The organism is Marinomonas alcarazii (assembly GCF_003208215.1).
GTDB classification, from domain to species: domain Bacteria; phylum Pseudomonadota; class Gammaproteobacteria; order Pseudomonadales; family Marinomonadaceae; genus Marinomonas; species Marinomonas alcarazii.
The window spans coordinates 163015-177058 of the sequence record NZ_QKLW01000006.1; the positions used below are offsets into that span (position 1 = coordinate 163015).

The window sequence follows — 14044 nt, forward strand, 5'->3', positions numbered from 1 at the left end:
TGCCGCTGTTTAGCGGCCACCACCGACATCAATAAAACCACCTGTGGTGTAGCTGGATTTGTCGCTTAGTAGCCATAAAATGGCCTCTGCGACTTCCTCTGGCTGACCGCCACGCTGCAAAGGCAATGTAGGGCCTATGCGGTCAACACGGGCAGCTTCGCCTCCGTCGGCGTGCATGTCTGTATAAATCAAGCCTGGTCGAACGACGTTGACGCGTATGCCATCTCCTGCCACTTCTAAGGCAAAGCCTTTCGAAAATGAATCGATAGCCCCTTTGCTGGCAGCGTAGTCTACGTACTCATTGGGTGACCCATAAACAGAGGCAAGCGACGACACATTGACGATAGCCCCGCCTTGACCGCCACAGCTCACAGCCATGTCCTGAAACGCCGCTTTGCAACAATGCATGGTGCCAAACACATTCGTTTCGAAGATGCGTTGCCAGCGCTCTGCTTGAGTATCAACAAAGCGTGCTTGCTTATCGAGTATGCCCGCACTATTCACTAAAGCATCAATCCTTCCCCATTTTCCTTTGATCAAAGAAAACATTGCACGAACTTCTTCCTCCTTACTGATATCAGCCTGAATACAATACGCTTCACCTCCTAAGGCAAGAATATCCGCTGCCACTTGCTCAGCTGCGTCTACGTCTTTTCTATAGTTGATCACGACTCGATAGCCTTGCTTAGCTGCCAGTATTGCGCTGGCTGCTCCAATACCTCTGCCGCCACCTGTTACTAAGAGGGTTGGTTTTTTCATGAAATGTCCTTTTTATTATCCGATCATCCGTTAACGATACTATGCTCCTCTGGTCGAAACCAGTTGGTCCTTGCCTATGAATTAAGGAAGCAGTCCATGGCGTTATAGTTAGATTAAGGAATCATTTGTCAGATTGATTAGGCGGCGTTGAATATAATAAGTAATGTATATAATAATTATAGGGTATTAATTTTGGTGATATAAATGCAGACACAAAATCTCGGTTTTCTTTTGACAGATATCATTCGGCTGATGCGTCGGGAATACACAAAAAGCAATTTAGAAATGACGCCTATGCAGGCAAGAGCATTGGTTTATGTTGCCCGTAGCGAAGGTATTCGACAGGTTGCTTTAGCTGAAATGTTAGATATCCAGCCAATTACGCTTGCTCGTCTTATCGATCAATTAGCGGAGGATAACCTCGTTGAGCGTCGACCTGATCCAACTGATAGACGAGCCTATGGTTTGTATTTAACGGATCAAGCTTGTCCGTTGTTAGAGAAAATTGACGAGGAAGTTAAGCGAGTTCAAGAGAAAGCCTTGCAAGGTTTAACAGAAGAACAAGCCAGCGCTATGTTGAACGCTTTACTCATTGTGCACACAAATTTATCAACCGATTTGCCTAATATAGACTAATGTACCCGGAGAAATACCCACTATGAGTGAGCAAGAAACAACCCCACCATTACCAAAGCATGTTGCAAAGCATAAAACGCGCCGAGCTTTGTTAGTGGTATTACCTTTGGTTGTCGTTGTGGCATCGGCCTATGTTTATATGAAAGGTGGCCGCTATGTAGAGACTGATAATGCCTATATTCAGTCCGATATAACGACGATAAACACCGAAGTATCTGGGCCTATTCAGTTCATTGCTGTTAAAGAAAACGAAAAAGTTTCCAAAGGCCAGTTGTTATTTAGTATTGATGCCACGCCATTCAAAGTTGCGGAAGCCAAAGCACAAGCTCAGCTTCAGCAAGTCAGATTGAATATCTTGGAACAAAAAGCCGCATACGAAGAGAAAAAAGCGGAGATTAATCAAGCTGAGAACGAGTTCGCTTTTAACCAACGAGAAGAAAAACGTCAGGCAAATCTGCTAAAGCAAAAGTTCATTTCTGATACTCAGTTTGACCAAGCGAAACAAGCGGCAGAAGTCAGCGAGCTTAAGGTCGCGACATTGAAAAAAGATTTATTCCGTTTGAAAGAAGCGTTGGGCGGAGACCCTAGTGCGCCACTGGAAGACCATCCAAGTTATCAAGCTGCTCAAGCGGCACTAGATGAAGCAAGAATCAACCTTGGTCACGTTAATGTTAGAGCGCCAGCATCTGGCGTGGTCGCTAAGGTTCCTAATAGCGGAGAGTATGTAACGGCAGGTTCCACCTCTATGGTATTGGTGTCTGATCAACAGCAATGGATCGCTGCGAACTTTACCGAAAAAGATCTGACCTATGTTCAGCCTGGTCAAGAAGTAGAAATCGAAGTAGATGCCTATCCTGGGGTGTCCTTGCATGGCAAGGTTGAAAGCATTAGTCCTGCAACAGGTGCGAGTTTTTCCGTTATTCCTGCCGAAAATGCCACGGGTAATTGGGTGAAAATAGTGCAGCGACTCACGGTGAAAGTATCCGTGGATGAGACACAAGACACTCCCGTGTTGCGTACAGGCTTTAGTGCAAATGTCACCATAGATACAGAACATCATCGACGTTTGCTCGGTGTAGCTTTGTGAGGCGATAGTTATGGCGGCAACACAAAGCGTACAACCTAGAGACGCTGGCACAACTCGTATCATGATTACGATATCCGTCATGCTGGCAACCATCATGCAAGCGTTAGACACCACGATTGCTAACGTTGCATTGCCGAACATGAAAGGGGCAATGGGAACGACTCAAGATCAGATTTCTTGGGTTTTAACGTCTTACATTGTTGCGGCTGCGATTTGTATGCCTCTGACAGGTATTGTGTCTGCCAAGATTGGTCGTAAGCGATTGTTTATGTGGTCTGTGGTTGGCTTTACCGTGGCTTCAATCTTATGTGGTGCAGCACAATCTTTAGATCAAATCGTCTTCTTTCGGTTGTTACAAGGGGTCTTTGGGGCAAGCTTAGTGCCTTTGTCACAATCCGTATTACTGGATACTTATCCTAAAGAGAAGCACGGCTCAGCAATGGCTATGTGGGGTGTCGGTGTTATGGTTGGGCCAATATTAGGCCCGTACCTTGGCGGTCTTCTGACGGAATATTACAGTTGGCGCTGGGTGTTTTATATCAATGTGCCGTTCGGCATCGTTGCATGGCTGGGGTTGGCTGGCTTCTTAGAAGAGTCTCCTTTGGATAAAAAACGCAGCTTTGACCTTTATGGTTTTGTGTTACTTGGCATTGCCATCGGCAGTTTGCAGATGATGCTTGATAGAGGGGAATCTCAAAGCTGGTTTGAAAGCCTAGAAGTGATCATAGAGGGTATGCTGGCTGTTGTTTGTGGTTATATGTTTTTGGTGCATATTTTTACCCATGATCATCCGTTTATTGACCCTAAGATGTTCCATGATCGAAACTTCAGTGTTGGCATGGTGTTTATCTTTATCGTTGGGGTAATCCTATTGTCATCAATGGCATTATTGCCGCCCTTTATGAGTTCTTTGATGGGCTACCCTGTGGTCGACATAGGGGCCATTTTAGCACCGCGTGGCTTTGGTACTATGGGGGCGATGATAATTGTCGGGCGTTTAGCAAACAAAGTGGATGCACGTTATTTCATCACCTTAGGTTTGGCTCTGATCACCTTGTCTATGTGGGAAATGACCCTGTTTACGACAGAAATCACCGCATGGGACATCATACGTACAGGTATGGTTCAGGGGGTTGGTTTAGGCTTTATTTTTGTGCCGTTATCCACCATTAGCTTTGCCACATTAAATCCTAAATACCGAAATGAAGGTACGGCTATGTTTAGCTTGTTGCGTAACATTGGTAGCAGCATTGGCATCTCGGTGGTAACAACCTATTTAGCGCAACGTTCGCAAATTAACCATGCGGCATTTGCAGACTATATCAACCCATTTAACCTTGGGCTGCAAATGGCTCAAGAAAGTGGGGCATATAATACTGCCACGACAGCGGGCTTGGCGGCGTTAAATCAAGTTGTGACCGTTCAGGCGACGACGCTGGCGTACTTGCAAGATTTTCGTTTAATGATGTGGGTAACCGTTGCGGCAGTACCTTTGGTTTTTCTACTGAAAAGCCCTGCGAAAAAGTCACCCGCTTAAATAGACAGCAACAACTCTAGATCGCACCTAAATAGCCCTGATTTTTCAGGGCTTTTTTATTCTCACTAGCGCCTTTTAGTATGGCGTCATATTGATCAATTTGGACATAAGCTAGCACTGTCTAGAGGCACACGTTATCATGCGATAACTGGTTCTGTATGGAGGTGAATATGAGCTCATTAGATCGACATTTTATTTTGGGCTATGGCAGCCTAATCAATGGAGAAAGCCGCGCAAAAACAGGAGAAACTGGTAACGTATGGCCAGTGAAACTTCATGGTTTTGAACGCCATTGGTCAGTGATGTCTGTCGATTACGGAATGAGTTCAGTGGCTGTTGTTCATGCTCCAGAAAAAGCCTGCAATGGGGTTTTGGTTGAAGTGCCTTTTGATCAATTTCCCTTGTTCGATGAACGTGAACGAGGTTATCAGCGAGCACAGATTGATGCTGAGCAACTTACCACCTACCAAGATGAGCCACTTCCAGCGGGCACTTATTGGGTTTATCACACCCATGATGTGGTAGAACCGCATCAGGAATGCCCAATTGCTTTGAGCTATCTGGATGTTATTCTGTCTGGCTGTTTGGAGCATGGTGATGCGTTTACACAGGACTTTTTAGTCTTAACTCAAGGTTGGACGTCGCCTTTGCTAAATGACCGACAAGCGCCACGTTACCCAAGAGTACAACCCGATCTTCCTACAGAGCGCTTAAATAATTTACTCGCACCTGTAACCACCCTTTCTATTAAAGAGCTATCTGTAACTTATGAATCTTAACTCGACGAGCCAATTACTGGCGCGCAACGAAGAAGAATTGGTTGGCAAGATTTTATTTGCTAACCCTGAAGACACTTACCCATTGGAACTGAGCAGAAAGGCGGATGTATCTGCTTGGTGCCAATCTAAAACTTTTTACGATGCTCTGTTGCGAGTCGGCTTTGTAGAGGAAAAGTTATTCCTGTCTGCTCAATGGGCATTGGAAAATGGCAGTGATTTTGATCATGTCGTGATTTATCAGCCAAAAGCCAAAGAGTTGCTTGATTACCTGATTGCAGCGGTTTTGCCTGTACTAAAAGAGGGTGGTCAGATTTGGCTGGTGGGCGACAATAAGAGTGGCGTGAAATCCTCTATGAAGCGTTTAGAGGCTGGTTTAGATGAAGTAGGTAAGGTTGACGGGGCCAAACATTGTTTGCTTTACACCGGCTACAAGCGTCGCCCTGCGAAGCCATTTGTATTCGAAGATTGGATTGTGACTTGGCAACAAGACGTCGCAGGACAAACGTTAACTTTGTGCAGTTTGCCGGGCGTTTTTGGCCATGGCAAGCTTGATAAAGGCACGGGGATTTTGTTGAACCAATTAAATGAACATCGTTTCATGAGCGATGTCGCCAGTGCGCGTATACTCGACTTCGGCTGTGGTGATGGCATCATTTCACTTTGGTTGCATAACAAAACAGGCGCACGCATTACCGCTCTAGATGACAGTGTATTAGCCTTGAAAGCGACCGAACTGACTTTTGCTGCTAACCAAATCAGCGACGCAGTGACTTTGATCGCTTCAAATGGCTTGAGTGAAGTAAAAGGCCGCTTTAACTATGTTGTGACAAATCCGCCGTTTCATACGGGGGTCAATACCGACTACAGCATAGCGGAAAGCTTCTTTATGACGGTTAAGCAGCACCTTACCTTAAATGGTGAATTATTTGTGGTTGCCAACGATTTCTTGCGTTACCCGCCAATTTTAGATGCGGCGCTGGGGTCTCATACTCGTCTGTATCGAGACAAAGGCTTTGCTATTTACCATGGCCGCCAACCAAAGAAAAAATAACGTTATAGGCTTTTGCACAACAAAAAACGCCCATTTGTGAAAATGGGCGTTTTTTTGTGTTTAGAAGGTTGCGTTCATTCATTAAGCGCCAATCAATAATCGGCTTTTTGAGCCAAATAAGCGTTTCAGCTTTCCTATCAACCACACCGATCCATAGAACTGAAAAACGAATAAACACACGGATGAAATTAGGCTATAAGCCAGAGTGGTGTTGGGCTCGATATACCCAGCATTGAGTAATATGTATTTGGTATTACCCCAGATCATACTGAGCAAGGGGTGCAAAAAGAAAATCGCAAAGCTAATAGAGGCGAGCATTATTAAATGCTTGCCAAGTGCTGGCCAGACAAGATGCGAGCAAAATCCAACAAATAACACGCACAGGCCCATTTTTTGAATAAATTGTAAATCGATGCCTGCCCATTCAAATGCTGGTTTGTGATAGCCACCGGCATGGAATAACACACTAGTTTGCAACCAAACTGTTGTGACCACAGCGATAATCGCAGCGATCAAAAAGTAGCGATAGTGTTTTTTCATCCAATCTAAATATTGCGAGTAAAGCATGCCCACTAAATAGAAAGGGGTAAAATACACAACAGACTGCAGCACATTGATGTTGCCATCTGGTCGATGAATAACGACGGCAGTGAGTGAAAATAATGCCAAGATAGACAACTGAGTGAATAAGGGCAATTTTAAATAACGAAAATGCAGCCCAGAGCAAAGAAAAGTCACCATAATAAAAGGGATGTACCAATGGGGAAACAGCACAAAACCTTGCTGTATGAGCTCCCAACACATTGATAAAGCTTCCATCACATTTGCGTGATCTACGAACAGAAAAACGAAGAAATTGGCTACAAGAGCAAACGCTGAAACAGACAGGAATGGCACCAACACATTCTTCACTTTCTTTGACATAAAGTTTTTATAATCAAAGCGTTGGGCGAAAATATGGTGAAAGAAAAACCCCGAAATAAATACAAAGACGCCTGTGCCACCACGTATTAAATTTTCTAACCAGACAGGGAAACCGTCATTGGTATTGGTCACAGAATGCCCCATTACAATGAGCACAATGGCCAATCCGCGCAGATAATCAAATTCAATGATCCGAGTCGATTTTTTTGCTTTGACTGGACTTGATTCATCAACCGAAGGCTTCTTGGAAACCTCGATATCCATCAGTGTAGGTTTTTGGGTAATGTTCACTGGCTTACATCCATGAAATTGAGAAATATAAGCTATTAAGTCGCCAGTTCCATTACTAATCAATATAGCCAGCAGGCAGAATCTAAAATTTTACGTTAAACATGCATTTTCGACGAAATTATTACGATTTTATCGGTAGATCGAGGTGAAATCCTCTGTGTAGTCTAGCGGTCGGTAAGTGCGAGCTTTACGCCTAAAAGCGCGAAGCTTGCTGCAAAGGTCTGTTGTAAGTATTTGGTGATTTTTGAAGAGCCGATTAGGTATTGGCGGACTTTACTCGCGAGCATTCCGTACAGAATAAAAATAAAGAATGTCATGGCCATAAAAATACCACCAAGAAGTAGCATCTGGCTGGTTACTGAGCCCACACTAGAAGAAATAAATTGAGGCAAGAATGCTAAGAAGAAGATGGTTAGTTTTGGGTTTAAGACATTGATTAAACAGCCTTTCAAAGCAACTTGTAGCAAGTTTACTTTCAGCTCTTGTTTATTCTCTAGTTGCATTTCTCCGCTGTCCTTCCAGATACTCCAAGCGAGATACAATAAGTAAGCAACGCCGATAAACTTAATCACCTGAAAAGCCAAAGCGCTGGTATGAAGAATTACAGCAAGACCAAAAATACTGGCCAGCATCGAAGGTAATATACCCAAGGTACAACCAAGTGCTGCCGCGAATGAGGCACGAACACCCAGAAAAATCCCAGTAGAAATGGTGTAAATAACACCAGTACCAGGAATAAGTACTAAAATTAAAGACGTAAGTAAAAACTCCATACTAACCATAACTAATATCCTTTTAATAAGAGTCGTGAGTTTGGTGGGCTGTTGTTACATCAAAAACGACCTTAAAATTTATGCCGTAATTTGCTTGATGTCCACCTAAGGTAACGAAAATAGAAGACAGATACCTGTATAAAATTGCTGATATCTTTGCAGATCTAGTGACATCGATAGGTATATCTCACGACTTCTGCTAGAGTCACGCCTTAGTCATATTCGCACCCCTAACACTAGGAAATCATTTTGAACAATAACGATATTTTACGCCGCCTTCGCTACACTTTTGACCTAAAGGAGCTAGAGATAGTAGATATCTTTGCTGCAGCGGATGGCATGGCATCACAAGAGCAAGTGACTAGCTGGTTAAAGAAAGAAGACGATGCTGGCTATGTGGAAATGGTTGATGTCGAAATGGCGACGTTTTTGAACGGCTTTATTAATACTAAACGTGGCAAACGAGAAGGCCCACAACCCGTGCCTGAGAAGCGTTTGACCAACAACGCGGTATTCATGAAATTACGTATTGCTTTGAACCTGCAGGCAGAGGAAATCCTCGATATTATGTCGCTAGCGGAATTCAACCTTAGCAAACATGAGCTAAGTTCTTTCTTTCGTAAACCAGATAACCGCCACTACTGTGAATGCAAAGACCAAATCTTGCGTAATTTCTTAATGGGATTGCAAAAGCAATTTAGGGCTTGAAGCAGTTTTTAACACAAAGATAAATATGGCAAAAATTGGATTCATGACGATGATCGCAAGAGAATGGAAAGCCCGTTGCCCAATGTCTAAAAAAGACGGTTTCATTGCCTACTTATATGAAACGGGTGTGAAAGATACATCGGCTACAGAAGGCTTTAAAGGCGCGCAAATTTTTGGGCGAGAAGTGGATGAGTTAACCTTCGAAGTGACTTTAATTACATATTGGCCGACTCGTGAGTCAATTATTGCGTTTGCTGGTCAGGATATTGACGTTGCCAAACTTTATCCTGAAGATGCTGAATATGAGTTAGATCCGGATACCTTTGTCCGTCATTACGATGTGATAGAGAATCAATGGGTTTAACCCTGATCATAATGCCCACCAATGGCGAAGATATAGATCGATTTGTCATCGAAGCGATAGATGAGTCGGTCTTTCTGAGAGATACGCTTTGACCATAATCCAGACAGGTTATGCTTTAGCGCTTCTGGTTTGCCTAGCCCAGAGCTGGGATCATTAAATCTGAGCATCTCTTTTAAGAGTTTGCATAGAGATTTGTGTAGTTTCTTATCCTGTTCGCGCATTTTTTCATACGCATGCCATGTATTACCTTCAAAGACCAAGGATCTCATTAAGCTCTCCATCTGTTGCTTGGCGACCCTTTCCTTGGGCATGAGTCTCAATTGATTCACTAATTTGCTGAGTCAAACCTTTGTTTTGTAGTACATACAAGCTCTCTTGTTCACGTTCCCAGTCCTCTGCGCTTATCACTACAAAATCTTCACCTGAACGACGAGTGACTTTTACTGGCTCATGCTGATTAATGACATTTTCGACAACACTTTTTAAATTGTCTCTGAATTTGTTTACGCTAATAGAGTCCATGGTTCCACCATTAAGTACGGTAATTCCGTACAATAATATATCAAATTGATTAAAATATGAACTCTGAAATTGAATCGGAAAGAGAGTGCTTCGAAATTGTAACCTTAAAAACCGGCCTACCTAGTTAAGTTGCTTCTTTTTAATGTTACTACTCCCAGTGTACAAAGATTGCACTATATGGATATCTGGATACGCATTGTTTTGCGATATTGACCCTCTAATTATAAATATAACTGTGAATGAACAGGGTGGTATCCATATGTTGATGAAAAATAAAGTCGCACAAGCGGTCATTATTGCAGGCTTATCTTCTCAAGGTTTTGCGCTTGAATTGGGTGATTTTAACGGTACTCAATTTAGTGTAGGTGGTTATATTAAAGCTGAGGGTGTTTTCAACAATCCCGATGAGAGCCGTAGCACGTTTGAAAGTAGTGCTAGCCAGTCACGCTTGAACTTTACCACTAGCCGCCAAGAAGGCGACCATAAACTGAAAGGCTTTATTGAAGGTGACTTCAGAGGCGCTTCTTCAGTATTTCGTTTACGTCATGCAACATTGACGGTTGATCATTTAACGGTAGGTCAGACTTGGACTGGGCAGTTTTATGCCAATGCACCTTTTGATACTGAAATGATTAACTTCTATGGAACGGGTATTGGTACGGTTTCAGGGAACGGAGCGGTAGTAAGGCCTGACCTTGTAGCGCATTATGCAAAGGGTGGTTTGCGATTAACAGCACAGGATCCTCTTTATAGTCATGCAAATCTTCCAGATTTGATTGCCGGATATACTCATAGAACCGCAGAAGGCCATGCTTATAACGTGACGCTTACTGGTCGAGACGTCGACACAACACCGTCCGATACAAACGATAGTGAGTCAAAATTTGGTGCAGCGTTGTCTTTGGCTGCAAAGTTGAAATTTGGTGATACAAGCGTATCTGTAAGCGGCTTTTCTGGTACGGGTGCTGCAATATATGCCGGTTGGGGATACAACGGAGCCGCTGGAACAGCTGGCTCAGCCGAATTAGATAGCAATGGTGACCTGTTAACAATCACTGGCTTTTCCGCGGGTATTGGTCATAAAGTGAATGATAAGTTACGAGCGAATCTACGTTATGGTCAAGTGTCGACAGATGCTTCAAGCTTGGCTGATGACACGCTGACCATTACCACAGCGAACATGATTTACACTTACCTTCCAGGGCTTGATATTGGTGTCGAGCTACGAGATCAAAGTGCCGCGACTAATGGTGCAGCGAGCGGTAGCATTGTAACGCGCCCTGCTGGACAGCAAGTAGAAATAATGGCGATGTACAAGTTCTAATACAAGAGCACTAGCAAGAACAGACTGGGTCTTACCCTTTTGCCTAGTCTGTTTTTTTTAGCTCTAGGTTAATGAGTAAAATGTCTTAGCGTTTGAGAAGGCAATTCCCCAATTTGTTCTCGGTATTGAGCTGAGAACCTTCCCAAATTCGTAAAACCATACTCCAACGCGACTTGTGTCACATTTCTAACGCGTTCATTGTTCTTTAATTCGGAATGAATACTTTCTAACTTTAGGCGGCGTATGTAAGCGGACGGCGTTAGTCCTGCTTCTCTTTCAAAGAGGTTATACAAGGATTTTCGGCTAATTTGGCATACCTTGGCCAATTCATCGATTGTTATGTCTGCTGTAATATTGTCTAGCACATAATTACGCACGCGTTCTACATGACGGTGTAGCGACAAAGTAGATCGAGGCTGGATAAAGTTGCTCTTGAACATGGTTAGAATTGCACTATTGAATAGTCGGCAGTAGTAGATCAATGCACGATCGCAAAGAATGCGCTTGTCCTGCTGTAGCATGTCATTAAGTAGGTTGAATAAAGGCCCCGTCATTGGGAATACGTTGGCATTATGTTCAAATTGGATTGGTTCTTTTGTTGTCACATAGCCGAACTTTCGTGCGGTCTGGTGTAAAAAATCGGTTGGAATTTTAACAATTAACTTTCGGCAGTTTTTAGAGTTATTGGATTCAAATCGAGTGCCTGGCATGACTAAAATAGAGTCACCAGCCCGCAGTGTACGTACCTCGTTATTAGACTTACCGATGCTTTGACCGGCGAGAATGATATGTAGAAAATAAGCATTTGAAACGTTAGATGCGCGAATATTTGTGCTGTTGCCAGCTTCGTACTCTAAAATAGAAAGTGGTCCGAACTCCTTAAACGTTAACTTTGCAAGTTTCTGAAGGGGAGAGCTTTGAATGAAATAATACTCACCAAACTTCTTATCTCGTAAAATGTTTGTTAGCGTTTGCGAAGAAGCTTCTGCGACATGAAGGTCGTAGATAGAAAAATCAAACTTCATATTTACACCAATGCATTAATTATTTTTATAAGTCTGCAATCTAGGTAAAACAATGAATCTGTTCTACTGCATTGATCCAGTGTAATACTTGGTGGTTTGACTTAGTCATCCAATTTTGTGCTGACTTCATAAATTATTGGTATAGTAAACAGTATAAATTTATTAATTCTTTATTTTGATAATCAGGAATATAAAGATTTCAGATATAAAAAAACGCCCTTTCGGGCGTCTTTAAAGCTCATATATCTTAGACGGGTTCGATTACGCTGCACCCACCTTAATCGCTTCAATACGCTTTTCTTCCACAGCATGACAAGCAATCATGTGGCCTTGCTCTTGCTCCGCTTGATCATCTAATCGTAGCAATGGCGTTTCGCTTTTACAGCGGTCGTTGGCATAGCTACAACGTCCGTGAAAAGCACAACCTGAAGGCGGATTAAGCGGTGAAGGCAGTTCGCCTTGTAGCTTAATACGTACGCGACGTTTATCTGGTGAAAGCTGCGGCGTACTAGACAGTAATGCTAAGGTATAAGGGTGTTTCGGGTTCTCGAACAGCTGTTCGCGAGTACCTTGTTCAACCACCTTACCTAAGTACATCACCATCACGTCGTCGGCAATGTGTTCCACCACTGACAAATCGTGGGAGATGAACACATAGCTCAAGCCAAACTCTTCCTGCAAATCCATCATCAAGTTCAATACTTGCGCTTGAACCGATACATCCAGCGCTGACACAGGTTCGTCAGCGACAATGACATTTGGGTCGAGCATCAAGCCACGTGCGATGGCGATACGCTGACGTTGTCCACCCGAAAACATGTGCGGGTAACGGTCGTAATGTTCGGTTTTTAAACCGACCTTCGCCATGATAGAGAGCGCTTTTTCTTTGCGTTCTTCTTTGGAAAGCTTGGTGTTAATGACCAAAGGCTCTTCCAGAATTGCACCTATCTTCTTACGTGGATTCAGCGAGCCATAAGGGTTCTGGAAGATGATCTGGATCTTCTGGCGTAGCTTCGCTTGCGCGTCTGCACTCAAGGTTAGTAAGTCTTCACCTAGGTGAGCCAAGCTACCACCTGTCGGGGTTTCAATCATGGTCAGCATGCGGCCAAGAGTGGATTTACCACAACCAGATTCGCCTACTACCGCAAGGGTTTTGCCTTTTTCAAGGTTGAAACTAATGCCATCAACCGCTTTAACGACAGCGTCAGGTTTAAACAAACCTTGTTTGACGTGGTAATGCTGTTTTAGGTTTTCAGCCTTTAAGATTAACTGGCTATCGGATTGGTTCATGCGGCTGGTCTCCCTTCGCGGTCCAATGGCGTATGGCATTTTACTTGACGATCAAGATCCCCTTGGTTTGCAGGTTCAACCTGACGGCAATGATCTGTCGCATAAGGACAGCGAGGGCTGAGCAAGCAACCCAGCGGACGATCATATTGGCCTGGAACCACACCCGGTAACGCTTCAAGGCGAGCTTTACCGGAAGCCGATTCTGGCAAAGAAGCCAGTAACGCCTGAGTATAAGGGTGTCTTGGGGTGCTGAAGACTTCTGACGCTGGACCTGATTCGACAATTTGACCCGCGTACATAACGATAACGCGATGAGCCACTTCGGCCACGAGAGCCAAATCGTGAGTGATTAGCACCAAGCCCATTTGTTTTTTGCGTTGTAACTCAATCAATAGATCAATGATCTGCGCTTGAATGGTCACGTCTAGAGCGGTTGTTGGCTCGTCAGCGATCAATAGACGCGGATCACAGGCAATAGACATGGCAATCATCACACGCTGGCTCATGCCACCTGAAAGCTGATGAGGGTAATTGTCCAAACGCGATTCCGGTGCTGGAATACCGACCTGTGTTAGCAACTCAATCGCACGGGTTCGCAGTTCTTTCTTACTGCCGCCTTGGTGCGTTTTTAACGCTTCCATGATCTGATAGCCCACGGTGAAACATGGGTTAAGGCTGGTCATTGGATCTTGGAAGATCATCGCAATGTCTGAGCCTGTTAGCTTACGACGTTGCTTTTCTGGCATAGCTTGCAGATCTTGACCATCGAAGGTTAATTGGTCTGCGCTCACTTTACCTGGGAAATCGATCAAGCCCATGATGGACAATGAACTCACACTCTTGCCTGAGCCAGATTCCCCAACGATGCCGAGAACTTCCCCTTCTTCGACCTTGTAACTGATGTTATCAACGGCGCGAAAATTGCCGAAGGTAACGCTTAAATTTTCCAACTGTAACAGTGACATAACAACCTC

Annotated in this window: 16 protein-coding genes; 8 read left to right on the forward strand and 8 right to left on the reverse strand. The window is 43.9% G+C overall.

Annotated features, from left to right (window positions below):
* Positions 1–9 precede the first annotated feature (9 nt).
* Positions 10–759 (reverse strand): SDR family oxidoreductase, encoded by a 750-nt coding sequence (locus tag DFP75_RS13190; RefSeq protein ID WP_110576419.1) that lies wholly within the window; start codon positions 757–759, stop codon positions 10–12.
* A gap of 204 nt (positions 760–963) precedes the next feature.
* Here DFP75_RS13190 and DFP75_RS13195 point away from each other — a divergent pair, with 204 nt between their 5' ends.
* The 5 genes from DFP75_RS13195 (at position 964) to DFP75_RS13215 (ending at position 5849) form a co-directional block, all read left to right on the forward strand.
* Positions 964–1395, forward strand: a complete 432-nt coding sequence (locus DFP75_RS13195; RefSeq protein WP_110576421.1) for a MarR family winged helix-turn-helix transcriptional regulator — start codon at positions 964–966, stop codon at positions 1393–1395.
* A 22-nt stretch (positions 1396–1417) separates the two neighbouring features.
* Positions 1418–2482 carry an HlyD family secretion protein gene (locus tag DFP75_RS13200; RefSeq protein WP_110576423.1) on the forward strand — a complete coding sequence of 355 codons (1065 nt, stop codon included), beginning with the start codon at positions 1418–1420 and terminating at the stop codon, positions 2480–2482.
* Positions 2483–2492: 10 nt separating this feature from the next.
* The gene (locus DFP75_RS13205; protein ID WP_110576425.1) at positions 2493–4019 is read left to right on the forward strand and encodes a DHA2 family efflux MFS transporter permease subunit; all 1527 of its coding nucleotides are present in this window, start codon (positions 2493–2495) and stop codon (positions 4017–4019) included.
* Between the two features lie 170 nt (positions 4020–4189).
* Positions 4190–4798, forward strand: coding sequence for a gamma-glutamylcyclotransferase family protein (locus tag DFP75_RS13210; protein WP_110576427.1), 609 nt, complete (start codon positions 4190–4192; stop codon positions 4796–4798).
* On the forward strand, positions 4788–5849 hold the full coding sequence (locus DFP75_RS13215) for a class I SAM-dependent methyltransferase (RefSeq protein WP_110576429.1): 1062 nt from the start codon (positions 4788–4790) through the stop codon (positions 5847–5849). Before DFP75_RS13210 ends, DFP75_RS13215 begins: the two co-directional genes overlap by 11 nt.
* Before the next feature lie 81 nt (positions 5850–5930).
* Here DFP75_RS13215 and DFP75_RS13220 read toward each other — a convergent pair whose 3' ends face one another.
* Complete coding sequence (locus DFP75_RS13220; protein WP_110576431.1) at positions 5931–7064, reverse strand: acyltransferase family protein; 1134 nt, start codon at positions 7062–7064, stop codon at positions 5931–5933.
* 164 nt (positions 7065–7228) lie between these two features.
* Entirely contained in the window at positions 7229–7846 is a 618-nt protein-coding gene (locus DFP75_RS13225; protein ID WP_110576433.1) for a LysE family translocator, read from the reverse strand.
* Between the two features lie 240 nt (positions 7847–8086).
* Between DFP75_RS13225 and DFP75_RS13230 the strand changes: the two genes are divergently transcribed.
* The gene (locus DFP75_RS13230) at positions 8087–8545 is read left to right on the forward strand and encodes a YehS family protein (RefSeq protein WP_110576435.1); all 459 of its coding nucleotides are present in this window, start codon (positions 8087–8089) and stop codon (positions 8543–8545) included.
* Between the two features lie 25 nt (positions 8546–8570).
* Complete coding sequence (locus DFP75_RS13235) at positions 8571–8909, forward strand: antibiotic biosynthesis monooxygenase (RefSeq protein ID WP_245927057.1); 339 nt, start codon at positions 8571–8573, stop codon at positions 8907–8909.
* Here the strand turns inward: DFP75_RS13235 and DFP75_RS13240 are convergent.
* Both DFP75_RS13240 and DFP75_RS13245 read right to left on the reverse strand, forming a co-directional pair.
* Positions 8906–9178, reverse strand: coding sequence for a Txe/YoeB family addiction module toxin (locus DFP75_RS13240; RefSeq protein WP_110576437.1), 273 nt, complete (start codon positions 9176–9178; stop codon positions 8906–8908). The genes DFP75_RS13235 and DFP75_RS13240 overlap by 4 nt on opposite strands.
* Positions 9159–9431, reverse strand: a complete 273-nt coding sequence (locus DFP75_RS13245) for a type II toxin-antitoxin system Phd/YefM family antitoxin (RefSeq protein ID WP_110576439.1) — start codon at positions 9429–9431, stop codon at positions 9159–9161. The genes DFP75_RS13240 and DFP75_RS13245 overlap by 20 nt, the downstream gene beginning before the upstream one ends.
* A gap of 259 nt (positions 9432–9690) precedes the next feature.
* On the opposite strand from DFP75_RS13245, the gene DFP75_RS13250 reads away from it, so the two are divergent.
* Positions 9691–10755, forward strand: a complete 1065-nt coding sequence (locus DFP75_RS13250; RefSeq protein WP_110576441.1) for a hypothetical protein — start codon at positions 9691–9693, stop codon at positions 10753–10755.
* 68 nt (positions 10756–10823) lie between these two features.
* On the opposite strand, the gene DFP75_RS13255 is transcribed toward DFP75_RS13250, so the two are convergent.
* From DFP75_RS13255 to dppD, 3 genes are all read right to left on the reverse strand, one after another.
* Complete coding sequence (locus DFP75_RS13255) at positions 10824–11780, reverse strand: AraC family transcriptional regulator (RefSeq protein WP_110576443.1); 957 nt, start codon at positions 11778–11780, stop codon at positions 10824–10826.
* A gap of 261 nt (positions 11781–12041) precedes the next feature.
* Entirely contained in the window at positions 12042–13070 is a 1029-nt protein-coding gene (locus DFP75_RS13260; protein WP_110576445.1) for a peptide ABC transporter ATP-binding protein, read from the reverse strand.
* Positions 13067–14035, reverse strand: a complete 969-nt coding sequence (dppD, locus tag DFP75_RS13265; protein WP_110576447.1) for a dipeptide ABC transporter ATP-binding protein — start codon at positions 14033–14035, stop codon at positions 13067–13069. Before dppD ends, DFP75_RS13260 begins: the two co-directional genes overlap by 4 nt.
* Positions 14036–14044: the final 9 nt, after the last annotated feature.